The sequence below is a fragment of the Chryseobacterium sp. AC405b genome, from assembly GCF_979258685.1.
Genome location: NZ_OZ409877.1, coordinates 1197991 through 1222534 on the forward strand (window position 1 = coordinate 1197991; position 24544 = coordinate 1222534).

At 34.5% G+C, this 24544-nt stretch carries 24 protein-coding genes and 1 pseudogene; 9 read left to right on the forward strand and 16 right to left on the reverse strand.

Annotated features, from left to right (window positions below):
* The first annotated feature begins 38 nt into the window (after positions 1-38).
* Entirely contained in the window at positions 39-1337 is a 1299-nt protein-coding gene (locus ACZZZA_RS05790; RefSeq protein ID WP_463430242.1) for a M48 family metalloprotease, read from the forward strand.
* 28 nt (positions 1338-1365) lie between these two features.
* On the opposite strand, the gene ACZZZA_RS05795 is transcribed toward ACZZZA_RS05790, so the two are convergent.
* A complete protein-coding gene (locus ACZZZA_RS05795; RefSeq protein WP_463430243.1) occupies positions 1366-2895 on the reverse strand; it encodes a hypothetical protein in 1530 nt (509 codons plus the stop codon).
* A 184-nt stretch (positions 2896-3079) separates the two neighbouring features.
* Between ACZZZA_RS05795 and ACZZZA_RS05800 the strand changes: the two genes are divergently transcribed.
* Positions 3080-3418, forward strand: coding sequence for a hypothetical protein (locus ACZZZA_RS05800; RefSeq protein WP_463430244.1), 339 nt, complete (start codon positions 3080-3082; stop codon positions 3416-3418).
* Positions 3419-3562: 144 nt separating this feature from the next.
* Positions 3563-4192, forward strand: coding sequence for a GLPGLI family protein (locus ACZZZA_RS05805; RefSeq protein ID WP_463430245.1), 630 nt, complete (start codon positions 3563-3565; stop codon positions 4190-4192).
* 40 nt (positions 4193-4232) lie between these two features.
* On the opposite strand, the gene ACZZZA_RS05810 is transcribed toward ACZZZA_RS05805, so the two are convergent.
* Positions 4233-5774, reverse strand: a complete 1542-nt coding sequence (locus ACZZZA_RS05810; protein WP_463430246.1) for a glycine--tRNA ligase — start codon at positions 5772-5774, stop codon at positions 4233-4235.
* A gap of 160 nt (positions 5775-5934) precedes the next feature.
* On the opposite strand from ACZZZA_RS05810, the gene ACZZZA_RS05815 reads away from it, so the two are divergent.
* From ACZZZA_RS05815 to ACZZZA_RS05825, 3 genes and pseudogenes are all read left to right on the forward strand, one after another.
* Positions 5935-6129 carry a DUF4177 domain-containing protein gene (locus tag ACZZZA_RS05815; protein ID WP_463430247.1) on the forward strand — a complete coding sequence of 65 codons (195 nt, stop codon included), beginning with the start codon at positions 5935-5937 and terminating at the stop codon, positions 6127-6129.
* Positions 6130-6172: 43 nt separating this feature from the next.
* Positions 6173-6868 carry a pseudouridine synthase gene (locus tag ACZZZA_RS05820; RefSeq protein WP_463430248.1) on the forward strand — a complete coding sequence of 232 codons (696 nt, stop codon included), beginning with the start codon at positions 6173-6175 and terminating at the stop codon, positions 6866-6868.
* A gap of 90 nt (positions 6869-6958) precedes the next feature.
* Positions 6959-7997 (forward strand): annotated as a pseudogene (locus tag ACZZZA_RS05825) (quinone-dependent dihydroorotate dehydrogenase).
* 68 nt (positions 7998-8065) lie between these two features.
* Here the strand turns inward: ACZZZA_RS05825 and ACZZZA_RS05830 are convergent.
* Entirely contained in the window at positions 8066-9310 is a 1245-nt protein-coding gene (locus ACZZZA_RS05830) for a DUF445 domain-containing protein (RefSeq protein ID WP_463430249.1), read from the reverse strand.
* A 143-nt stretch (positions 9311-9453) separates the two neighbouring features.
* On the opposite strand from ACZZZA_RS05830, the gene msrB reads away from it, so the two are divergent.
* Together msrB and ACZZZA_RS05840 are read left to right on the forward strand one after the other, a co-directional pair.
* Positions 9454-9939 carry a peptide-methionine (R)-S-oxide reductase MsrB gene (gene msrB, locus ACZZZA_RS05835; RefSeq protein WP_463433744.1) on the forward strand — a complete coding sequence of 162 codons (486 nt, stop codon included), beginning with the start codon at positions 9454-9456 and terminating at the stop codon, positions 9937-9939.
* Between the two features lie 127 nt (positions 9940-10066).
* Positions 10067-10825: a murein L,D-transpeptidase catalytic domain family protein gene (locus ACZZZA_RS05840; RefSeq protein ID WP_463430250.1), complete on the forward strand. Its 759-nt coding sequence runs from the start codon at positions 10067-10069 to the stop codon at positions 10823-10825.
* 47 nt (positions 10826-10872) lie between these two features.
* On the opposite strand, the gene fabF is transcribed toward ACZZZA_RS05840, so the two are convergent.
* From fabF to ACZZZA_RS05890, 10 genes are all read right to left on the reverse strand, one after another.
* Entirely contained in the window at positions 10873-12114 is a 1242-nt protein-coding gene (fabF, locus tag ACZZZA_RS05845; protein WP_463430251.1) for a beta-ketoacyl-ACP synthase II, read from the reverse strand.
* A gap of 148 nt (positions 12115-12262) precedes the next feature.
* A complete protein-coding gene (locus tag ACZZZA_RS05850) occupies positions 12263-12688 on the reverse strand; it encodes a PaaI family thioesterase (protein WP_463430252.1) in 426 nt (141 codons plus the stop codon).
* Between the two features lie 9 nt (positions 12689-12697).
* Positions 12698-13303 carry a TetR/AcrR family transcriptional regulator gene (locus ACZZZA_RS05855; RefSeq protein WP_463430253.1) on the reverse strand — a complete coding sequence of 202 codons (606 nt, stop codon included), beginning with the start codon at positions 13301-13303 and terminating at the stop codon, positions 12698-12700.
* A 117-nt stretch (positions 13304-13420) separates the two neighbouring features.
* Positions 13421-13837, reverse strand: coding sequence for an OsmC family protein (locus ACZZZA_RS05860; protein ID WP_463430254.1), 417 nt, complete (start codon positions 13835-13837; stop codon positions 13421-13423).
* A gap of 91 nt (positions 13838-13928) precedes the next feature.
* Entirely contained in the window at positions 13929-14801 is an 873-nt protein-coding gene (locus ACZZZA_RS05865) for a helix-turn-helix domain-containing protein (protein ID WP_463430255.1), read from the reverse strand.
* Between the two features lie 129 nt (positions 14802-14930).
* Positions 14931-17633: a TonB-dependent receptor domain-containing protein gene (locus ACZZZA_RS05870; RefSeq protein WP_463430256.1), complete on the reverse strand. Its 2703-nt coding sequence runs from the start codon at positions 17631-17633 to the stop codon at positions 14931-14933.
* Between the two features lie 64 nt (positions 17634-17697).
* Entirely contained in the window at positions 17698-18054 is a 357-nt protein-coding gene (locus tag ACZZZA_RS05875) for a hypothetical protein (protein ID WP_463430257.1), read from the reverse strand.
* A gap of 97 nt (positions 18055-18151) precedes the next feature.
* Entirely contained in the window at positions 18152-18733 is a 582-nt protein-coding gene (locus ACZZZA_RS05880) for a hypothetical protein (protein WP_463430258.1), read from the reverse strand.
* Positions 18734-18867: 134 nt separating this feature from the next.
* Complete coding sequence (locus ACZZZA_RS05885; RefSeq protein ID WP_047443171.1) at positions 18868-19554, reverse strand: response regulator transcription factor; 687 nt, start codon at positions 19552-19554, stop codon at positions 18868-18870.
* A gap of 28 nt (positions 19555-19582) precedes the next feature.
* The gene (locus ACZZZA_RS05890; RefSeq protein WP_463430259.1) at positions 19583-21130 is read right to left on the reverse strand and encodes a sensor histidine kinase; all 1548 of its coding nucleotides are present in this window, start codon (positions 21128-21130) and stop codon (positions 19583-19585) included.
* Positions 21131-21323: 193 nt separating this feature from the next.
* Between ACZZZA_RS05890 and ACZZZA_RS05895 the strand changes: the two genes are divergently transcribed.
* A complete protein-coding gene (locus tag ACZZZA_RS05895; RefSeq protein WP_463430260.1) occupies positions 21324-21809 on the forward strand; it encodes an SRPBCC family protein in 486 nt (161 codons plus the stop codon).
* A gap of 34 nt (positions 21810-21843) precedes the next feature.
* Here the strand turns inward: ACZZZA_RS05895 and ACZZZA_RS05900 are convergent, their stop codons facing one another.
* The 3 genes from ACZZZA_RS05900 to ACZZZA_RS05910 are packed head-to-tail and all read right to left on the reverse strand — an operon-like array spanning position 21844 to position 24503.
* On the reverse strand, positions 21844-22185 hold the full coding sequence (locus tag ACZZZA_RS05900) for a hypothetical protein (protein WP_463430261.1): 342 nt from the start codon (positions 22183-22185) through the stop codon (positions 21844-21846).
* Between the two features lie 46 nt (positions 22186-22231).
* Positions 22232-22411: a hypothetical protein gene (locus ACZZZA_RS05905; protein ID WP_463430262.1), complete on the reverse strand. Its 180-nt coding sequence runs from the start codon at positions 22409-22411 to the stop codon at positions 22232-22234.
* A gap of 43 nt (positions 22412-22454) precedes the next feature.
* Positions 22455-24503, reverse strand: a complete 2049-nt coding sequence (locus tag ACZZZA_RS05910; protein ID WP_463430263.1) for a S9 family peptidase — start codon at positions 24501-24503, stop codon at positions 22455-22457.
* Between the last annotated feature and the right edge of the window lie 41 nt (positions 24504-24544).

Below are 24544 nucleotides of genomic sequence, written 5' to 3' on the forward strand. Positions count from 1 at the left end.
CACTAAATGAATTATTTTTGTGATTATTGATGGTTATAATGACAAATTATTTATCTTTTCTATTGTTGTCCTTTTCGGCATTTTTTTTTGGACAAGCGTATAAACCGCTTGATACCACAGATTATGTTCAAAGAAAAGAGTTTATCAAAAATTACTCTGCCAACAATGAGTTTTTAATTAAAGATTTAAAAACAAAATATTCCGGAAAAGCAGGAAACGAATTGTCTAAAATCTATAAAGAATTAAGCAAAGATTTTGAAAAACAGGTGAAAAATAAAGATTTCATTTTCAATTCTGTATTTGATGCAAAGGTAAAAAATCTGCTTGAGCGCTTAAGAAAAAACAATCCTCAGATTCCGCAAAATTTAAAAATCCTTATTGCTAAAAACAATACGCCGAATGCTTACTGCTTTGCTGACGGAACTTTCGTCATCAATATGGGGCTCTTCAATTGGTTAAATAATGATGATCAGCTCGCATCTGTTATTTCGCATGAATTAGGACATAAAATTACAGGACATACCCTGCAGACTTTCCTCAAGTTAATTGGCGAAGATCAGATGGATAAAATGGTGGTGCAAAACATTAAATCCACAAAAATAAACCGCAATCAGAGGGCTTTTGATGTTTTGAAAAACAGAATTTATCAAAAAGGTGCCGAAAACAGAAAGCAGGAAATGCAGGCAGATTCTTTAGGATATATAGTTTTTAAAAACAGTGATTTTAAAAAAACAGAATTCATTAATACGCTGAAAAGACTGGAAGATTTTGATACCATCTCCCCGCGCCAATTGAATGTGGAAACGTACAGGAAATTTTTTAATCTTCCGAAACAGGAATTTCAGGATAAATGGCTGAAAAAAGAAGACTTTTCTTTGTACAACTACAATCATTTTAACGAAAAGCTGAATAAAGATTCTCTGAAAACACATCCTGAAGTTACCATGAGAATCAATCATCTCAAGAAGCTGTTTTCCGAGCTGAAAACTGAAGCTCCGGACGAAAAAGCATCAGAATCTTATGCGGTTCTTGAGAAAATCGCAAGAATGGAAACGTTGCCGAATTTTTATCACTCAGAAGATTATGGAGTAGGGATTTATGCAACCCTCCAGTTTTTACAGGATGGGGAAGAAGAGAAGTATTATAAAAGCTGGCTGGGAAAATGTTTCGGTAAAATCTACGAAGCCCGGAAAAATTATAACTTAAATCGATATTTGGATCGTGTGGATCCTAAGAATCAAAGTGAAAGCTACCAGCAGTTTCTGAATTTTATGTGGAATCTGAGTCTGGATGAAATAAAAAATATCGCAGATTACTATCAAACGAAAGAATCCTGATTCTACGATCAGGATTCTCTTTTTATTATTAATAATTCAATCGTTCAAGACGAACCTGATTGAACTTCTCTTTCTCATTAAGCTCCCGAAGTAGAATATATCCTTCTTTTGCAACATACGGTGTTACAATATAATTGTCTTTCTCAGAAATAGGAATAATTTCCTGCTTAAATTTTCCGTTGATCACCGTGTTAATAAAGAGATTCCATTTTTTTTCTTTCGTTACCTGATCTTTTTGATAGTCACGATAGAAGAAGACAACATCTTTACTGTCATTCAGATATTGCGAAAAGAGATAATCGTTATTTGACCATCTTGTTTTTTCTTTTTCAAAAATCTGCACATCTTTTACTTTAAAGTCTTTATCGGTATTGATATATACTAAATCGGTAGTCTTCGGAGCACTGTAATTTCCTTCGGGTTTAAATTTTTCCGACAAAATACCTACGCTTCCGTCACTCAGGAAAAAGACATCTTTGGTCTGAAGAAAATAACCGTTTTCTACGCCTCCGTCTGCACTCAGTTTCGGAATGTGGTTAGAAAGATCCGGTTTATAGTTTAATTCTTTAAGATCAATATTATAGCTCTTTTTATCAAGCATAAATCTCGCAAAACCTCTGTCTTTCTCAGAAACATAATTTCGTCCCAGAAGCACAACTCGGTCGTCAAAAACTTTGTCATTCGCCATTCTCCTGCCACTGGAATATAAATCATCTATATAGTCTATAGTTTCGGGAGAAAGTCCGGTGATGGGTTTATTAGAAATTTCTTTTCCGGTTTTCATATCAATAACCAAAAGATTGAATGTCTTATTGTCGTCATTGACGTTTTTCAGAATTCCGTAAAGACTTTTTTCATCTTTGTCTAAAATGGTTAGATCAGAAAATACTTTTTTATCACCATTCGTATTGTATTTGTATCTCCAGATTTCTTTTTTGTTTTCGTCAAATTTTATCAGACTGTTTTTGTTGACATATCTTCCATAATCATTGTATTCTACAGCAATGAAGCCTCCTTCTTTAATTTCTCCGACTGAAGAAACATAATTGTAGCCTTTGTCTTTTTTCTCTGCTCGGTTTTCTTTTCTTTCTTCTTTAAAACTCTTTGGCTGATTGATTTCTACAAAAGTTCCGTTTTCCAGATAATCGTAATATATTTTTGGCGCAACCGTATTTGTTTTAGGATTAATCACCATCGACACAGGCAAAGCAACATCTTTGGAAAAAGCCTGCAGATAGTTGAAATCGGAAGGTCGTAAAATAATTTGTCCTTTAAAATCTACATATCCGAAATAGTTGGAAACCAAAAGTCCTGCTTCAAATTCCTTATTGGCAACAGGGTTGAGGTTTTTATCCAAAATTACATATTCAAATTTCTGAGTTTTTTTATCCGTTTTTCCGTAAGAATACATAGAAACGTAACCGTATAAATTATCTTTAGTGTCAAAAAGCGCATTCATCCCGATGTTTTGTCCGGAAGCTAAAGAAGCTAAATCCTGAGTTTGCGAATACACAAGAGCCTGGGTTAACCCAAAAAGCAATACATAAATTTTCTTCATAGTTATTATTTGAAATTCAAAAGTAGTGAATTCAAGAATATTTGAAATAAATTGTTGAAAATATTTTCAAGCTCCGTTTTTATTGTTTTTTTATGATAAAATGAGATTTAAAATATATTCTTTTTAATAGAAGTTAGCGTAGTTTTTTTATTTCGCTCTGTAATGAAAAAAGTATAGGGAAAATTTGGCTAGTATTAACTTTAACTTTAATTTTGAAATCATTAATAAAATATTACATTATGAAAAAATTGTATTAGTAGTATTAATGGGAGTTGCTGGCGTAGTTAGCGCAAGCACTGGAAATCCCGAATTACTGACATTAAAAAAATTAAAACTTGTAGATTATGTTTACACCGTTAGTGTAACAACTAGTTGTGGATCAACTCATAACTATAATCATACATTTAACTATCCTCCCACTCAGCAAGATTTTGATAATATCTTAGGTCAATGGAATTTGATTGATTGTAATGGACAATCTGGGGGGAGAATAACTAGAACTACATCAATATATCCAAGTTAATGAAAAAAATTACTCTCTTAGTTCTCTCTTTCATGTCATTTCTTTGTAACGCTCAAAAGGAATATAATTACAAGGCGGTTTATGATTTAACATATAAAACAGACTCTACTTTCTTCTTTCACTCATAGCGAACAGTTAGTTTTGTTGATAAATGATAATAATGACAGTTTATTGAAAAGTTATAATAGATTTAAAATTGATTCTACTAACAGCTCGGAGACAACCAGTGCGGGAGCTTTCATCGAAGATATTATCACAATTAACAACATTCACAAGAAAATAAATATTAATAGAACTTTTCAAAATATTAATAATTTTTATTCTCAAAAATTTCCGGACAATTGGGTCATAAAAAATAAAGAAACAACTGTTAATGGGATTAAGTGTAAAGAAGCCACATTATATGCTTATGGAAGAAATTGGAATGCTTGCTATTCTGAAGAGCATCCCTTTCAATTTGGTCCTTACTTTTTTGCAGGGTTGCCTGGTTTGATTGTAAGTATTGAAGATGAAAAAAAGTTTTATCAATTTAAATTATTCTCTTTAAAAAAAGAAATTAATACCATCAAAGAGATTAAAGGAACAGAAATTTCAAAAGAAAAATATTATCAAGTAGCTTATGATATTGATTACAGTGGTAATTCCATTGATAGGCTATTTGCAAGCTTTCCTGCCGAGGAAAGAGAAAAAATGAAAAATAAAATCAAAGAAAATGTCAAAAAAAAGAATACAATTCCTATTGACAAAACAATGAGATATATTTTTAACAAATAGAAAAATCCCGATTTAAATCGGGATTTTTTCTATTTCCATATTATATTTTAGAAAGTAAATTTCTGAAATTTGTTTTCTCATCAATAATTCGTCTCAGCTCAGAAACAGGAACTCTTTCCTGCTGCATCGTGTCTCTGTCTCTGATGGTCACCGTGTGATCTGTTAAAGAATCGTGGTCAATCGTAATACAGTAAGGTGTTCCAATGGCGTCCTGTCTTCTGTAGCGTTTCCCGATGGCATCTTTTTCTTCGTAGAATAAATTGAAATCATATTTCAAATCATTAAAGATATTCTCAGCATATTCTGCTAAACCGTCTTTTTTCATCAACGGTAAAATTGCTGCTTTTACCGGTGCTAAAGCTGGCGGTAAAGATAAAACCGTTCTTTCGGAACCATCTTCCAGAACCTCGTCTTTTAAACAATGCGAGAATATAGAAAGGAATAATCTGTCGAGACCAACAGAAGTTTCTACGACATAAGGAACATAATTTTCGTTTCTTTCAGGATCAAAAAACTGCAATTTTCTTCCGGAGAATTTCTCATGCGCTTTCAAATCGAAATCTGTTCTGGAGTGAATACCTTCCAGTTCTTTAAATCCAAACGGGAAATTAAATTCTATATCTGCTGCTGCATTTGCATAATGCGCCAGTTTCTCATGATCATGGAATCTGTAATTATCGTTTCCTAAACCAAGAGCCAGATGCCAATTCAGACGTTTTGTTTTCCATTGTTCGTAAAATTCCAGTTCGGTTCCCGGAGCCACGAAAAACTGCATTTCCATCTGTTCAAATTCACGCATTCTGAAGATAAACTGTCTTGCAACGATTTCGTTTCTGAACGCTTTACCAATCTGAGCAATACCGAAAGGAAGTCTGTGACGTGAAGTTTTCTGAACGTTTGAGAAATTCACGAAAATACCTTGAGCAGTTTCCGGTCTTAGATAAAGATCCATCGCAGAATCTGCAGAAGCACCCAGTTTCGTTCCGAACATTAAGTTGAATTGTCTTACTTCCGTCCAGTTTCTCGAACCTGTGTCCGGATCAGCAATTTCCAGTTCTTCAATTAAAGCTTTTACATCGGCCAAATCTTCATTTTCTAAAGATTTTGCTAATCTCGAAAGGATTTCTGTTCTTTTTGCACGGTATTCTAAAATTTTAGGATTCGTTGCTTCAAACTGAGCTTTATCAAAAGACTCACCAAATCTTTTGGCTGCTTTTTCAATTTCTTTATTTTCTTTATCCTCGATTTTTGCACAGTAATCTTCCACCAAAACATCTGCTCTGAAACGTTTTTTAGAATCTTTATTGTCAATCAAAGGATCATTAAATGCATCAACGTGGCCCGAAGCTTTCCAAGTAGTCGGGTGCATCAGAATTGCTGAATCAATACCTACAATATTTTCGTTCAGCTGTACCATCGCTTTCCACCAGTATTGTTTGATATTGTTTTTCAGTTCTGCACCATTCTGTCCATAATCATAAACAGCGGATAACCCATCATAGATCTCACTGGAAGGGAAAATAAAACCATATTCTTTAGCGTGAGAAATCACTTTCTTGAAAACATCTTCTTGCTTTGCCATAATTTTTTTACGTCTGAACTGCAAAAATATGAAAATGGAATCCAAAATCACGAAAATCAATAAAAAAAGACAATTTATTGAGAGATAATGTTGATTTTTGAATTTTATGAAACAAGCAGGATTCAAATATTAATTGTAGATTTAAAATAAAAGATTTTCTATGAAAAAGAGATTCGAATACAAAACCGTTGTATTAAAGCCTAAAGTTAATTTTTGGACTGTAGAATACGATCCGATTGAAATAGATAAAACGCTCAACCAATATGGTAATGAAGGTTGGGAGTTGGTGAGTGTCGAAAGTAGAGAACATATGGGAACGTATTTGTTTCATTACACTTTTAAACGTGAACTTTAATCACGATTTTTTTTAATGAATAAGGTTTTCCTACTTTTGTCCCATGTTAGAAATCCTTTACCGAGACGAGCATCTTATTGCCATCAATAAACCCAGCGGATTATTGGTGCATAAATCTTTTTATTCCGGTGAAGCAGACACGTATGCGATTCAGGAGCTGAAAAAACAAATTGGGCAGAAAGTTTTCCCTGTGCACCGTTTAGACAGAAAAACTTCGGGGGTTTTGTTGTTTACTTTAGATAAAGAAACACTCAGAATAATGAGTGAGCAATTTGCATCACGGGAAGTTGAAAAGAAGTATATCGCTATCCTGCGTGGCTGGGCAAATGAAGAAGACACAATTGATTATGATCTAGTGAACGAAAATGAAGTTAAACAGAATGCAGTCACTTATTATCAACGTCTGCAGACCTCAGAAATCGATTTGCCTTTTTTAAAACATCAGACTTCCAGATATTGTCTGGTAGAAGCCATTCCTGAAACGGGACGATTTCATCAGTTGAGAAAACATTTTAAACATATTTTGCATCCGATTTTAGGCTGCCGAAAACATGGATGCAATAAACAAAATAAGTTATGGCTTGAAACTTTTGGAATTACCAAAATGACACTACATGCACACCTGTTGACCTTCAATCATCCTGTTTCAAACGAAAGAATTACGGTCAATGCCACTATCGATGACGAGTTCAAAAAAGTAGGAGATCTTTTAAATTTCGACCTTAGTTTATATTGTTGATAGCCTAAAACAAATGATCTCATTTAAATAAAATATCACTCGTCAAAAAACATTCAATTTAAAATGGTATTTTTGTAAAACTTTTTTCTAATGTATAAATCGCTCATACGCCCCATTCTTTTCAACTTTGATCCCGAAGAAGTTCACCACTTTACTTTTTCAATGCTTAAAAATTTTGGTTTTCTTACCCAATTATTTCTCCCGAAACCTATTGAGGACAAACGTCTTGAAAGAGAAGTTTTCGGATTGAAATTCAAAAATCCGGTTGGTTTAGCCGCTGGTTTTGATAAAAATGCGGTTTTGTTCAACGAATTGGGAGATTTAGGTTTCGGATTTGTAGAAATAGGAACCGTAACGCCAAAAGCACAGGCAGGAAATCCTAAGAAAAGATTATTCCGGTTAATTGAAGATGGCGGAATCATCAACAGGATGGGTTTTAACAATGAAGGGTTAGAAGCAGCAATTGAAAAACTAAAGGGCAACAAAGGTAAAATCATCATCGGCGGAAACATCGGAAAAAATACCAATACAACACCGGAAAATTACACTCAGGATTATCTCGACTGTTTCGAAGGTCTGCATCCTTACGTAGATTATTTTGTTTTGAATGTAAGCTGTCCCAACGTCGGAAGCCATGCAAAACTTGAAGATGTTGAATATCTGAGAGAACTGATTACAGCCGTAAAAGAAATCAATAAAACCAAAGTAAATACTAAACCAGTTCTCCTAAAAATAGCTCCGGATTTAAATAACCAGCAATTAGACGAAATTATAGAGCTAATTGCAGAAACAAAAATTGACGGAATCGTGGTTTCAAACACATCAGTCAACAGAGAAGGTTTGAAAACTTCACCGGAAGTTTTAGCAGAAATCGGAAACGGCGGCCTGAGCGGAAAACCTATTCGTGAGAGAAGCACAAAAATGATCAAATATCTTTCAGATAAAAGCAACAGAGCTTTCCCTATCATCGGAGTTGGCGGGATACATTCGGCAAAAGATGCGATCGAAAAACTGGATGCAGGCGCAAGTTTAGTTCAGTTGTATACAGGGTTTATTTATGAACGGACCACAGTTGATCAACGATATTAATCAGGAACTTTTGACGAGAGCAAGCGGAATTGCGAGATAAAATTCTAATTAAAATATATTGAAAAGCAAAGTCAGTGAGGCTTTGCTTTTTTATGCTTACGATTTAGATTAAAGAAAAAAGTGGGAAATTGTGTAAATAATCAATCCCACCAAACCGCCGACTAAAGTTCCGTTGACACGGATGAACTGCAAATCTTTTCCTACCTCCAGTTCCATTTTTTCACTGAGTTGTTTTCCTTCCCAATTTCCAACCGTTGAACTGATGAGGTTTCCTGCTTGATGTGTGTTTTTGAGAATGTATTTATAAGCGGTAACTCTCACCCAGTGATCGATTTTGTTCTGAAGTTTTTCATCGGTTTTAAGATTTTGAGAAAACTCATTCAGATTTTTTGTGATGTATTTCTTTAACGAAGATTCTTCTTCCTGCAATTCTGTACTTAATGTTTTTTTAATCGAAAGCCAAATGTCGTTCGAATATTCGTCTAGTTTGTCATTTTTCAGAAAGTCATTTTTAATGGTTTTAAATTCATTATTCCATTTTGGATCTTCTTTTAAATCATTAGAAAAATCATAAATCTTTTTGGTGATTAAGTCTCTGATTTCGTGATTGGTATCTTCCTCAACTTCCCGGAAGAAATCTGAAAGCCCGCTCGCAATTTTCTCAGCAATTTTATTATCGACAAACGAAGGAATAAAAGAATAGCTTCCTTTTTTTACCCGATCCTGAATCATTGCGTCATTTTCTATCAGATATTCTTTGATTTGTTTTGAAAGATTGGTGACGATTTTCTGATGATCGTTTTTGTCTAACAGATAGATGATTCCGTTTCCTAAAATTTTATTTAATTGAATATCATCAGTCATTTCGCTCACTTTTTTGCTGATAAAAAGGGTGACTTCAGAATCATCCAGCTTATTTAAAATATCTAAAACGATGTCTGAAAGATTTTTTATCAAAACTTCCTGATTTCTTTCTTTTGTAAGCCATTCACCGACAAAATTTGAGATTTTAATTTTCTGAATGTAGGGACGAATTGTTTTCGGCGAAAGAAAATTTGAAACCACAAAACTGCCCAGATTATCACCCAGTTTTTCTTTACTGTTTTCAATCAGATTCGTATGCGGAATAGGGATTCCCAGCGGATGACGAAACAGCGCTGTCACGGCAAACCAGTCTGCCAAAGCACCAACCATTGCAGCTTCTGAAAATGCTCGCACGTAGCCAATCCAATGCGACTCGTGAGTTTTTTGGAGAATGGTAGTCACTACAAAAATAACTGCCATTAAAACAAAAAGTCCTGTAGCAAAAGCCTTATATTTATTGAGCTGTTTTCTTTTTAGTTCGTCATTCATAGTCTCAAATTTAGTAAATTTGAAGTTGGAATTCAAAAAAAGTCATTCAAACTTCATTTCGGATTAAAATTTGCATTTGATCTTCAGTTTTTAATTCAATCATGAAATTTTTAATTCCCATATTATTATTAACCTTTCTGCAGATGTGTTCGCAGACTCATAAACCCGTTAAATCTACTCCCATGGAAAATACAGAAGCAAAAAATAATCCATATTATTCTAGAACAGACCGAACAAAGCTAAAGGTTTCTAATGATGAGTGGAAAAAAATTCTTTCACCGGATTTGTATGCCATCGCCAGAGAAGCCGCCACAGAAAGACCTTTCACCGGGAAATACAATGAATTTGACGAGTTAGGAGAATATTATTGTGCGGTTTGTGGCAATCATTTATTCCGTTCAGATTCTAAGTTTTCATCTACTTGCGGATGGCCGAGTTTTTTTGAAGCGGATAAAGAAGGTACTGCTTACAACAGAGATTCTTCGCATGGTATGGAAAGAATTGAAGTGGTTTGTAAACGTTGCGATTCTCATTTGGGTCACGTTTTTAATGATGGTCCTGCTCCTACCGGAACTCGTTATTGTATGAATTCTGTAAGCTTGGAGTTTGTGCCTGATTCTAAAAAGTAAAAGCTTAATATCAGATAATCACTACGTTAAACTTTCTTAAATTCAGTTAAACTTTCACGGTTTTTAACTGTTATCTTGTTATGTTTATATAATTTTGTCCGACCAATTTTAATTAACATAGTATTTAATGAAAGGATTTTATAGCGTATTAGGCATTGTGTATTTGATTTCTACATCATTTTATCTTTCTCCAAACAAAGAAAAAAATAACAGAAATACGATAAACACAAACAAAATAGAAACTATAGTTGAATCAGAATCTTCAAAAAAAACAAACAATGTGAGTTCTTCGGAAGAACTTTACCAGTCGTTATCATTCGAAAATACCAATAAACTACAATTTGACGTTTTTGCTAAAGCATTATTAGGATTTGAAAACCTTAAGAAAGCAGGAAAGCTAAGTGAAGACGCACATTTGCTTACAGTTTGTGATTTTTCTTTATCATCCAATACAAAAAGACTTTGGGTAATTGATACGGAACAGAAAAAAATTCTTTTTAATTCACTTGTTGCTCATGGAAAGAATACGGGTGAAGAATTTGCAACTAATTTTTCTAACACAGAAAGTTCGTTACAAAGCAGCATGGGATTCTATATTACTGAATCAACTTATAATGGAGACAATGGATATTCGCTGAAACTTTTAGGAATGGATAAAGGATTCAATGATGCCGCATACAGAAGAGCAGTGGTAATGCACGGTGCAGACTATGTAAGTGAAGAATTTGCAGCGGTGCATAAAAGAATCGGCAGAAGCTGGGGTTGTCCGGCGCTTCCCAGAAATCTGACTGAGCCCATTATCAATACAATAAAAGGAAAAAATTGTCTTTTTATTTATTATCCGGATGAGAATTATCTTTCATCATCGGAATGGCTGAAAGCTTAAACTAAAATAAAAAGCTGTCTTATAAATGAAGACAGCTTTTTTTATGTTTATTTAAACTTTTTAAATACTAAAGTTGCATTATGGCCACCAAAACCAAATGCATTGCTTAAAGCATAATTGATTTCTTTTTCTTTCGCTTCATTAAAAACGATATTAATGTCTCTCGGGATTCTCTCATCAATATTGTGCATATTAATAGTTGGCGGAATAATTCCGTTCTGGATAGCTTTTATAGAAAGAATCGCTTCTGCTGCTCCTGCTGCTCCCAATAAATGACCCGTCATTGATTTTGTTGCACTGATGTCAAGATTGGTATTTCCTTTGAAAATTTTAGTAATTGCATTCAGCTCAATCAAATCTCCAAGTGGAGTAGAAGTTGCATGCGGATTAATATAATTAATATCTTCGGCATTTGCACCCGCTTCTTCCAAAGCAAGCTGCATTGCTTTTATTGCTCCAGCTCCTTCGGGATGAGGTGCTGTCATATGGTAAGCATCTGCAGTCATTGCTGCTCCTACTAGTTCTGCGTAAATTTTTGCCCCACGAGCTTTTGCATGTTCATATTCTTCAAGAACTAAAGATCCTGCACCTTCGCCCATTACAAAACCGTCTCTGTCGGCATCGTACGGGCGACTTGCTGTTGCAAAATCATCATTTCTTGTAGACATTGCCTTCATAATAGAAAAACCGCCAACTGAAGCCGGAGTAATTGCTGCTTCAGAACCTCCGCTGATAATCACTTTTGCTTTTCCTAATCTGATGTAATTGAAAGCATCCATGATGGCGGTATTTCCGGTTGCACATGCAGAAACGGTGGTATAGTTAATCCCCTGAAGACCAAACTTCATAGAGATCATTCCTGATGCCATGTTTGCAATAAATTTCGGAACAAAAAACGGGTTGAAACGTGGTGTACCGTCACCTTTCGCAAATTCCATTACCTCATGTTCAAATGTCCACATTCCGCCCTGACCGGTTCCCCAGATTACTCCGGTATCGAACGGATCCATCTTTTCAAGATCCAGTCCTGAATCCTGAATGGCTTCGGCAGAAGAGTACATTGCATATTGTGTAAAGAGATCACTTCTTTTGATTTCGTTGTGCGTGAGATGAACTTTTGGGTCAAAATTTTTGACTTCGCAGGCGAAATGTACTTTAGATTTTTCTGTATCAAAATGTTTTATTAGATCTGCACCGCTTTTTCCGTTGATGCTGTTTTGCCAGAAATCTTCGACCGTGTTTCCTAACGGTGTTACTGCACCCATTCCTGTGATGACAACTCTTTTCATATAGATTTTATACTTTTTTAAAGGTTATATGTTATCGCTTATTGAGTGATATTTGTGAATCAAAACAAATTTTAGCGAGTTCATATAGAGATTTATACTTTCTTGAAACTTAACATAATCATGCCAAATGTAAATGGTAGTTTTATGTTTAATTGTTGATTTTAAATAAATTAGAAGTTCCTCTTGCAATCAGGCGGGTTTTATCAGCATTCCAAATTTCGCATTGTGCATTTATAAATTGCTTTCCATGTTTGATAATTGTTGCCTCTGCCAGAATAAGATCATTTTCTTTTGCTGTGGAGAAATAATCGATGGTATTATTTACAGTTACAATAAAGTTTTTTTCATTCAGTGAAAACATTGTTGCTCCGATGATATCATCCATAATCGCTGCGGTTACACCACCATGAAGATTTCCCATAGGATTGAGCCATTCTGTCCTTACTTTATATTGAAATATGATGTGCCCTTCATCAGCCAAAACCACTACGGGGTTGAGCCATCTCATAAACGGAGAGGGCGATTCTGTAAATTCCTTCCCGATGAAGGTTTGGAGCTTTGCAAGTTTATCCATAGTATTTTTTTAAGATGGAATCTTTTTGATTTCGGTATTAATCATTGATAAAACTTTATCTAAGGCAAGATTTAAATGCATTTCGTCACCTGTAGTTTTAGACAAAAGAATTCCTCCCTCGATAAGCATGATAAAAAGTGATGCATATTCTTCCGGAGATATTTTCGGGTTGAATTCTCCACTGCTCTGACCTTTTGAAATAATTAGGGAAATATTTTTCATCCAGACCTCAAAAGAGATTTTAACCTGTTTTTTAAGATCCGGAAAAGTGTCATCAGATTCTGTTGCCGCATTCATAATCGGACATCCGCCGTTTGCAAAGACAAAATGCCAGTTTTTTCTGTAAAATGAAACAAAAGCATTCAGTTTATCCAGAGAAGAAGGAAATTCTTCTCCAAAAGATTTAGATAAATTTTTACTAAGCAAACCTGAATTGAACTTGTAAACCTCAAGAGCCAATTCATCTCTGTTTTCAAAATTACCGTAAATGCTTCCTTTCGTTAAACCGGTTGCTTCAGAAATATCTGAAAGTGAAGTTCTTGTGTAGCCTTTGCTATTAAACAAAGCTGCCGTTTTCTCAATGATGAACTGTTTGGTTTTATCTGCTTTAGACATCTTTATCTCTGATACTATGCAAATATAGTAAAAAATATACCAATCGGTATATTTTATTTCAAAAATAAAGCCTGAGATCATAATTCTCAGACTTATATTTCAGTAACCTAATTTAAATTAAGCCAAAGTAGCATTTAAAGTGATTTCAAAATTGAAAGCTGCACTCACCGGACAACCTTCTTCAGCAATTTTTGCATACTTCTGAAAATCTTCCTCAGAAATTCCAGGTATTTTTGCTGTTAAAGTCAATTCAGATTTTGTTATTTTACCAACACTTGGATCTAAAGTGATGACAGATTTTGTTGTTAGTCCTTCAGGTGTAAAACCAGCCTGAGATAGTTCTGCACTCAATTTCATTGTAAAACATCCTGCGTGCGCTGCTGCTAATAATTCTTCAGGATTTGTTCCTACGCCATCTTCAAATCGGCTGTTGAAAGAATACTGAGTTTGGTTGAGCGTTGTGCTTTGAGTCGTTAAATGACCTTTTCCTTCTTTTACGGTACCGTTCCAAACGGCTGTTGCGTTACGTTTCATAATGTTTGAATTTTTTAATGTTAAATATTGATTGTTTTTTGATGATACAAAGATATGGAGTCTAAGTTCTCAAATAAATAGATTAAAGGCATTAAATGTTGTACTTTTTTCCCGATGAATAATTTTTCTTGAAATTTACAGGTGTACTTCCGGTTTTTTGGGTGAACAATCTGTTGAAATATGCAGGATCTTCATAGCCCAGATCATAACCAATTTCCTTCACTGTTTTTTCAGTATAGAAGAGAAGCCTTTTTGCTTCCAGCAAAATTCTGTTGATGATATATTGATTGGGTGAGTCCAGATTGAGGCTTTTAAACTTATGAGTCAGTGTTTTGGGAGCAATATGCAACATTTCAGCATAATCTGATACATGGTGCTTTTCTCTGTAATGAATTTCTAAATATCGACTGAAATCTCTGAAAATATCCAATTCATGATGATTTATTTTTAGGCTTTCAGTTTCTATGTTTTGCGCTTTCCACTTTCTTGTAGCACGGATGATGATTTGTTTTAGATAAGTCCTGATCATTTCTTCAGATGAAGAATCTTTAGACTGTAGTTCGTCTTTAATATTCTCAAACAGACTTTTAATAATTTTGTTTTCAGAATCATTGAGTTCAACTTTAGGATTTTCAAAAACATTGTGAAAGAGTAATCCGTCACATGCAACTTCTTTGTCATGTATTTGAATGCAATAAAAATCTCTGTTGTAATAAAGGAGAGAAGCTTCGTCAGTATTTCCTTTTTTAATATCAAGAAGCTGGTAAGTGATGAAAAACAAACTCGGAGAATCTGTTTTGAAATGATTAAAATCTACTGTCAGTTCGTACCCTGCAGGCAAATACAGAACTTTGATGTATGGCTGTGATTTTAAACGTTCCACACTCTTAAAGTTATCTTGTGAAAAATGCTCGAAACCAAATTTTTTATAATCGTCTTCAAAAAATAAGCTTTCTAAACCCATACATTTTGTTTAGTTGAAAGATACAAAAAAGCATGACGCAATAAAATTAAATTATTGACATCATGCTTTGATTTTATAATGAAATTTGAAAATTGACTCATTTAAAAAACAAATTCTATTGTTCTCAAATTAGAAACTCACATCTAATCCCAAATAGAAATTGGCTTTCATGATCGGAGCATATACCATTCCTCCATCAAAATAATTTCCGAAAGGATTTTTAAAATCTACTATCGCATTTTTCTGATAATAAGAAGTCAGGTTTTCCCCTCCGAAATAAGCTCTTATTTTTTGATTGAAATTTCTTGAAATCTGTGCATTGACAACCGCATAAGATTCCGAATACGTAGGAATTTGGAATTCTAACGGATTGCTAGCCGTGTTGGGAAGTCGTTGTTTCCCGACCATATTTAAAGTGGTATCGAAGCTCCAGAATCCACCTTTTGTATTTTTATTGGTTGCATAAGCTAAATTGACAAAACCTCTGTGCTTAGCCATAAAAGGAATTTCTCTTCTGCCATCGATATAATCTGCCTGTACATCATAATACTTATAAGCCAATCTTACTTCAAAATTTTTGAAAGGTGTAAAATCAAACTGTGTCTGGAACGAGTTTGCAAAAGATTTACCTTCTAAATTATAAAAAGTCAGTTGTTGAGGTGAACGGTCTAAATCTACCAAAACCTGATCCTGGAAGTCTGTTCTGAAAAAATCAACCATCAAAGTAGATTTTCTTCCGAATAACTTAAATTCCTGCTGTAAACTTGCTCCATAATTCCAAGCGATTTCCGGTCTCAGGCCATAGATATCTCCACTATTTTGGAGAATCTGGATATTTCTGTTGGATGCAAAATACTGTTGATTTTCTGCAAAAACAGACGCTGTTCTGAAACCTCGTCCTGCAGATAATCTTAAAATAGTTTGCGGAGTAAAATCATATTTAAAGTTTACTCTAGGTGTAAACTGAGTTCCTGCCAGATTATGGAAATCTGCTCTCGCACCGGCAACCAAAGTATATTTTAAGCCTGTTAATGTATATTCTGCAAAAATCCCCGGAACAACTTCGTTTCTTTTAAAATTATCAGTCAAATAATCTTCGTTATAGGTATCGTACATAAAGCTTGCTCCGGTTTTGTACTTATGATTGGTATTTCCGATGATGCTTTCAAAAATTAAATTTGAATAATACGTGTGCTGTTGCCCTGAATAATTTCTCAAACCAAAAAAGCTGTCTTGCTGATGGTACACATACTGATTCATCCAACCCAGACTTTGATAAGGTTTTCCTTTAAAAACATATCCTGTCTTGTTCCAGACCTGAAATCTTGAAATATCTATTCCTACTCCGTAAGCGTCTTGTTTATCTTGTGAAAGTTTTTTATCAAAACCCATTTGTCCGGCAGTTCTTTCGTCTTTCACGAAATTAATCCCGAAATGCGAACCAAAACCTGAGTGCTCTAAATCATTAAAATTCAATAAATAGGCTGCATTCAACTGAGTTCCTTTTGGTCTGTCCAGGAAAGTATCTTCATTCATGTCTGTATCACCAAACGTTCCGTTGCCATGAAGCAGAAAAGTTTGCGTCCAATGATCGTTGATGGGTTCTACATGCGTAATATTGGCTTCAGCTCTCCCATTAAAATCTGAAAATAAATTTAAAGAAGTTTCAGATTTTTCAGAATGTTTGATGAGCTCTGTATTGATTTGTCCGGTAATGCTTTCGTACCCACTGGTTACAGTGCTACCGCCTTTTGTCAACTGAATACTTTCAATCCATCTTCCGGGAATGAAATTTAAACCGTAAGCTGAGGCCAGACCTCTAATTTCAGGGAGAAGTTCTTTCGTTAAGCTGGTGTATTTTTGATCTAAGCCCAACATTTTCAGCTGCTTTGTTCCTGTTACCGCATTGCTGAATGAAACATCTACGGTTGCATTGGTTTCGAAACTTTCAGATAAATTACAACAAGCTGCTTTTAATAATTCTTTTTTATCAATATTAAAAACCAGGCCTGCTTCTTTTTTATTGATATAAGTTCCTGATTTTGAAGCTGTTAGTTGTACCTCTTCAATGTTTTTCTCGTTGTTACTTTTAATACTTTCAGAGTTCTCATCAGGTGAGTGGTTATGCTTATCAGTTTCTTTATGGTCTTGGTTTTCATCGGCGTGCACTTTAGGATTGGCTGCACCCATCGGGATCTCTCTGTCGTACAAACAACAACCAGGAAGGTTTTTATATACTTCATCTGTTGTTTTGTACATTTCATTGTCGTGACCTACATCAGCGATTTTTTTGAGAATTTTATCAGATGAAGTTTTAGATGAGTCAAAATCTAAGACTACGGTTTGTTTTTCTGCATTCCATTCTGCTGATTTTGCTCCGGCAGATTTAGCTGCTTTTTCTATTCTGGCTTTGCAAGATTCACAGTTTCCTTTCACGAAAAATTCATTCTCACCTTTCGTGTGGTTATGATTTTCTGTTGGTGCGATTTTTGCAGCAGGAACTTCTCTTTCGTAATGACAGCAACTCGGAAGCTTGTTATAAGTATCGTCTGATGCTTTAAATTTTTCATTGTCATGTCCGGCTTCTGCTACTTTTTTGAGAATATCTTCCGAAGAAATATTTCCGGACGTTTCTAAAGTAAGAGTCTGTGTGTCAATGGAATATCGTGCTGCTGTTGCGCCAGCTTTTAATGCTGTTGATTCGATTCTCTCTTTGCACATTTCACAATTTCCTTTTACCTGAAACTGGTTTTTATTGAGGGTTTGAGCAAAGATGAATTGTGTAAATAATAGAAATAGGCCAAGGATTACCTTGGTAGTATATGATTTCATGTGTTTAAAATTTAGTTTAATTAAAAAACGATTCATTAACATTTAATGAATAATCCGAATATAATTAAGCTAATTTTGGCGGTTGCCAAATGTCTTTTAAATTATTTGAAATGTAAGGGTCAGAATATTGAAATTCTAATTTTTTCTCAGATTTGAATGGAGAATAATTGAAAAACATCGTTTTGCCAGAAAGGTTTTCAACGAAAGTGTGACAAGTCATGCAAAAAGAACAACAATCGTCATTACAAGAAGATTGACCATCTTTTTTATCATGGCTGCTATGATCTTTATTGCAACAAGGATCAGTCTTTGATTCTGTTTTGCAACAGTTTTCCTGTGAAGCCTGGGCATAAAAATTATCTTTAGGAATCAAGAAAATTCCTAAACAAAAGATAATCAATAAAACCTGAATGTACTTCACGATGCAAACTTACGAAAAAAATTATAGTGCGTCACCAACTTTTTTAGCGCAATCATGCCAAGGCTCACCATGCGCAGGATTTAGTTTAGGTTTTGGTTCATGTATTATTGGCTACTGCTTGTGCTGGTGCAGGCTGTGGCGCTTGTATCTGGTTTGTTTGCGCTGAAGGCTGAGATGCAGGTGCTGGTTTGCTGTTCAATGCCTGACCAACCGGAATATCGCATCTGTGACCAGGCTGTCCATGTGGAGGGTTCATTCCCGGAGCAGTTTTTACCTGTTTTCCGTTTTGATCAATCATTATTTTTCCCGGACTTACTGCATTGGGATCAATCTGAACTGGCTGATTATTCCCGTTCACAGTGATATTTTGTGTTGAAGGATTGGCTGTCTGTACTGTTCCGCCAGCTCCGTTTAATGGTTGTCCGACAGGAATTTCACACTTATGCCCAGGTTGTCCGTGTGGAGGATTCATTCCGGGAGCAGTTGCGACAGATTGAGCATTTGGCGCAGCTGTTTGAATTCCAGCCTGATTCAATAATGAAGTTTGGGGTGCATTATTTACAGCAGTGGCAGGTTGCTGGGTTCCGGCTTCGTCTTTGATGTAAGTGGGTTTTTCATCTTTTTTGCAAGAAATAACTAAAATCCCAGCAGTGATAAAGCCTAAAAATATATTTTTCATGTGTAAATTTTGTTAATGAAATATGAATCTCAAAACGAAATCATATTAAAAATTAATCGTACACAACAAAATTAGCAAAACATTTCCGAATGCTTTGCTAATTTCTGTATTATGTTGGTATTTTAACGTTCGTTTTAGTTTTTAACCAAAAGTCTGAACCCTTCTCCGTGTACATTGATGATTTCCAAACCATCATCGTCTTTGAGGAGTTTTCTCAATTTAGCAATATAAACGTCCATACTTCTTGCTGTAAAGTAGTTTTCTTTTTTCCAGATTTTTCTTAATGCAAGATCTCTTGGCATAAAGTCGTTTCTGTGAAGACACAATAATTTTAAAAGCTCGTTTTCTTTAGGTGAAAGTTTGTATTCATTATCACCAACTCTCAACTGTCTCAACATAGAATCAAAGAAAATATTGCTGATTTTGAACTGCTCCTGCTCTTCATTTTCTAAAGTTGAGCTTCTCTGCAGAATCGCTTTGATTTTGTATAAAAGTAATTCAGTATCAAATGGTTTTGTGATATAATCATCAGCTCCCAATTGGTAACCTTTTAATATATCTTCTCTCATGTTTCTTGCAGTAAGAAATATGATAGGTGTGTTTTTATCAATTTTTTTAACGTCTTCTGCCAAAGAGAAACCATCTTTTTTTGGCATCATCACATCGAAAATACAGATATCAAATTCGTTTTCTGTAAATTCCTTAAGACCCTGTTCGCCATCCACCGCTAAAGTCACTTCAAAATTATTGATTGAAAGGTAATCTTTTAACACGGCTCCGAAACTCTGGTCGTCTTCTACTAATAATATTCTGTTACTCATATCTTTTTTTTGTTTATGTAATTTATGTTTAAGCCATTGGAAGTTTAATGATAAATGTACTTCCATTGTCTTTTTCTGAATTTACAATCACTTGGCCTTTATGAAGTTCGATGATTTTTTTCACATAAGAAAGCCCGAGTCCCTGACCTTTTACATTGTGAATATTTCCTGTTTCTTCACGGAAGAATTTTTCAAAAATCCTGGTTTTGTTTTCGGTTTCCATCCCCATTCCTTTATCGGAAATTTCTATCACATACCAGTTGCCTTCGTTTCTTGTTTTTACGTCAATTTCAGGTGCTTCGGGAGAATACTTGTTTGCATTATCCAAGAGGTTGACCAGCATATTCGAAATATGGAATTCGTCGATTTTAAATATGTATTTACTGGCATTAAATTCCTGTCTCAATCTTCCGTTTCTTTGGGAGACAATGAGTCCGAATGATTCTGTCGTTTTCTGTATCAATTCTCTTACATTGGTTTCACGCAGAAACAATTTCACCTCATTTCTTTCAAGTTTAGACATGTTGAGAACATTTTCTACCTGTTTTTTCATCCGCAGGTTTTCCTGCTTAATGAGACCGGAGTAATATCTAACTTTTTCAGGATTGGTCGCAATTTTATCATTAGCTAAAGAATCTGTAGCCACTGATATTGTTGCCAGCGGAGTTTTGAACTCATGAGACATATTGTTGATAAAGTCGGTTTTGATCTCAGCAATTTTCTTCTGCTTCATCATGTAACTGATTGAGATAATGTAAATTCCCAAAATCGTCAGCAAAGAGAGAAATGTTCCCAAAAGCATAGGCCAGTTATTCATCGCCAAAGAATACTCTTTTTTTGGAAAAACTAATGCTAAAGTATATAAAGTACGGTCTTTCGTGTCGGTAAATAAAGGGTATGAATAGATGTTAGTTTCTTTTTTATCTTTAAAAATTTTATTGAAAACGTTTGTCATTTTGTTATTTTTATCCATAACTCCATAGCCGAAGTTAGCAGATATTCCTTTCATACTCAATTCTTTGGTGATAATTGAGTCTAAGTCTTTTGTGTCAACACGTTTTGTGATGGGCAGATTGTTACCTCTTACATCCAGGAATTCCTTGAAAGTATAATCTCCGTTTTCAATATCCTGATTAATTTCATTAGTTAATATTTCTCTTTTAGTAGTGTCTTTTTTAATCGTATAAGCAGCACCATCAGTGTACATTGTGGTTAAACGTAAAGAATCTCCACTTTTATTGAGAGGCAGTAGTTTCTGTTCTACAAGATTTTTAGAATAAACAATTGATCTTTGAGTTCCGGAATCTATAGTCTGCTGAATAGTGGTAAGAGATGGCTGTTTGCTGTTTGCTTTAATATTGGTTCTGAAATTTTCATAATTTTCATTGAATAATTTTTCAACTTCTAATTCTGAAACCGTTTTTGAGGTGTTTTCAAGAGCTGTGTAAACCTTATTTGAAAACTCCTGTTCCAAAGCTCCGTAATATCCTTTAAGCCAATAAAACTGCAGCGTTACGAAGACGATCAACGAGATGGTCATAAAAACTGAGATTATCGGGATGAATTTGTTATTCATGAATATAATTTGTAATTACAAATGTTAAAATTAAATATTTTATGACCATATAAACAAAAAATGCGCCATAAAATTGTGTTCAATTTCATAAAATCATGTTTTTTAACATTTATTTAGGAATTATATGTTTTTTATTGGGAAATAATTGATAATTTCTGACTTTAAATTTTTAATTTTAAATAAAATATTATGCATGAGTTCTGAAATTGTTTTTAATAAAGATTTTGATGCGAAAAGCATCTATGTGATGAAAGTATATGATGCGGAAGTATCGAAAGTTTGGGATTATTTTACCAAAGGTGAGTTGCTGGATCAATGGTGGGCGCCTAAACCTTGGAAATGCGAAACCAAAAATCTCAATTTTGAGGAAGGCGGAGTTTGGTTGTATTCGATGAATGGTCCGGAAGGCGAGAAAATGTATTCAATTGTAAAATATGGAGAAATCAATAACGGGAGAAGTTTTGACGGAACAGATGCATTTTGTGATGAGAATGGAAATATTGACGAAAATTTTCCACAAACCAAATGGTTGCTGGGCTTTACAGGGGTAGAAGAAGGAACCAAGTTGTCTGTAAATATGCATTTTCAAAATGAGGAAGATATGAAAAAGCAACTGGAAATGGGTTTTGAAGAAGGTTTTAAAATGGGTTTAAATCAATTGGAAGAAATTTTGAAATAATAAAAAAAAGGAAAGCATCATTGCTTTCCTTTTTTTATATGAGCTCCTCTTCCTGAAAGTAATGAATAATCGCTTTCTTCATCAGAAGTTGCTGTTCATTAGGTTTCAATTCCGGGAGTTTTTCCAGTTCGTCAAAATGTGGATATCCGTCTTTATCGTAATGGGTAAATTTGAAGTAACCAAAAGGCTCCAGCAATCTGCAGACTGCAATGTGAAGGATGTTTAATTTGTCGTCTTTGGTATATTTTTGTTGTCCGCTTCCCAATTCCTGTACACCAATTAAAAATAGAATGGTGTCAATCTGCGGGTGTTTTTCTGTGTCGAAATTTATTTGAAAAAATTCTTCAACCTTAGCCCATAATTCTGATTCTGTCATGATATATTTGTTTGGTATTCTTTATTTTAAAGAATAAAACATTTGTTTATAAATTATTATTATCGTGTTTCCTTTGGTCTTCTTCTCTTGCGTTTTTTAGAAGTTGAGCCAATTTTTCTTCCTGTCTGATTTTGAAATCTTCTCTTTTTTCATTTCTTCTGATCTTATCTCTTTGTATAAGATAATAAATGACTGTAATTGCTACAAAAATTAATATTAACATCACAATTTTATTTAATAATAAATTTAAACAAAATCAGAAGAATGATCTAGATTATTTTATTTTCAAGTTTCATCAAAAATGCATATTCCAAAGCGTCTTCTTTTAAAGATTCAAATCTTCCGCTTGCGCCGCCGTGACCTGAGCTCATATCGGTTTTAAATAATAAAAGATTGTCGTCAGTCTTTAATTCACGTAATTTGGCAACCCATTTTGCAGGTTCCCAATATTGCACCTGCGAATCGTGAAAACCAGTTGTGATCAGCATATTCGGGTAATCTTTCGCTTCTACATTGTCGTATGGCGAATATTCTTTCATATAATGATAATATTCTTCGTCATTCGGATTTCCCCATTCATCATATTCCCCGGTTGTCAAAGGAATTGTCTCATCCAGCATCGTTGTTACAACATCAACAAAAGGAACCTGCGCAACAATCCCGTGGAATAATTGCGGTTCGTAATTAACGACAGCTCCTACCAACAAGCCTCCTGCGCTTCCACCCATTGCGTAAAGATGCCTGGATGAAGTGTAGTTTTCTTTAATTAAATATTTTCCGGCATCGATGAAATCGAAGAATGTGTTCTTTTTAAAAAGCATTTTTCCCTCTTCATACCATTCTCTTCCCAAATATTCCCCACCGCGGATGTGTGCAATGGCATAGATGAAACCTCGGTCCAAAATTGAAAGTCTTACATTAGAAAAACTAGCATCAACCGTATGTCCGTAACTTCCGTATCCATATAAAAGAACCGGAGTTTCGGATGTTTTTTCTGTGTCTTTATGATAAACTAACGAAATAGGAATTTTAGATTCTCCATCTCTCGACTCTGCCCATATTCTTTCTGAAATATAATTTTCCGCAACAAATTTTCCACCCAAAACTTCCTGTTGTTTCAGAAGTTTGGTGGTTTTATCTTTCATATTGTATTCAAAAGTAGAACTGGGAACCGTGAGTGAAGTATACCCGTAACGCAGAATTTCGGTATTGAATTCTAAATTTAACCCAATATAAGCAGTATAAGTTGGATCTGAAAAAGGTAAATCATACATTTCTCCGCTTTTCTCGTTGATGATTTTGATTTGTAAAAGCCCTTGCTCTCTCTCTTCCAAAACAAGATAATCTTTGAAAATTTCAAAGCCTTCCAATAAAACCTCTGCACGATGAGGGATTACATCAACCCAATTTTCTATGCCGCAATTGTTAATTTTGGTTTTTACAATTTTGAAATTGGTGGCGTCGTCTGCATTAGTAATAATGTAAAATTCATCTTCGTAATGCTCCACAGAATATTCCAGATCATCAATTCTTGGCTGTATCACTTTCCATTCTGCAAAAACATTGTCTGAAGGAATAAAATGATGCTCATCAGAAATCGTACTCGAACTCGCCAGAAAAATATATTCTAAAGATTTAGTTTTAAAAACATTGACATCAAAAGTTTCATCTTCTTCATGAAAAATCAATACATCTTCAGAAGGATTTGTTCCTAATTCATGTCGGTAAACTTTATACGCACGAAGACTTTCATCTTTTCTGATATAAAAAATGTGCTTGTTATCATTTGCCCAAACTGCCTTTCCTGTTGTGTTTTCTATTTTGTCTGAAAGAATTTCACCTGTTTTTAAATTTTTAAAATTTAAGCTGTAGATCCTTCTTCCTACATTATCTTCCGAGAAAGAAACCAACTCGTTATCAGGGCTCACTGCAACATTGGCAACCTCGAAAAACTCCTGACCTTCTGCAAGAATATTGACATCCAGAATGATTTCTTCAGGATTTTCCATTGTTTGAAATCTTCTGCAGAAAACAGGATATTCTTTTCCTTCTTCATAACGCACGATGTACCAATATTCATTAAAAAAATAAGGCAAAGACTCCTCGTCTTTTTTATAACGTGCTTTCATTTCCTCGTAAAGTACTTCCTGAAAAGCTTCAGTTTCTTTCATCATCGCTTCTTCGTAAGCATTTTCTTCTTCGAGATATTTGATGACTTCAGGGTTTTCTCGGTCATTCATCCAGAAATAATGATCAGTTCTTTTATCGCCGTGAATTTCGAGTATATTTTCTATTTTTTTTGCTTGGGGAGCTTTCATCTGAATATTGTACTATTTAATTGAATCTTTTCGTGTTAAAT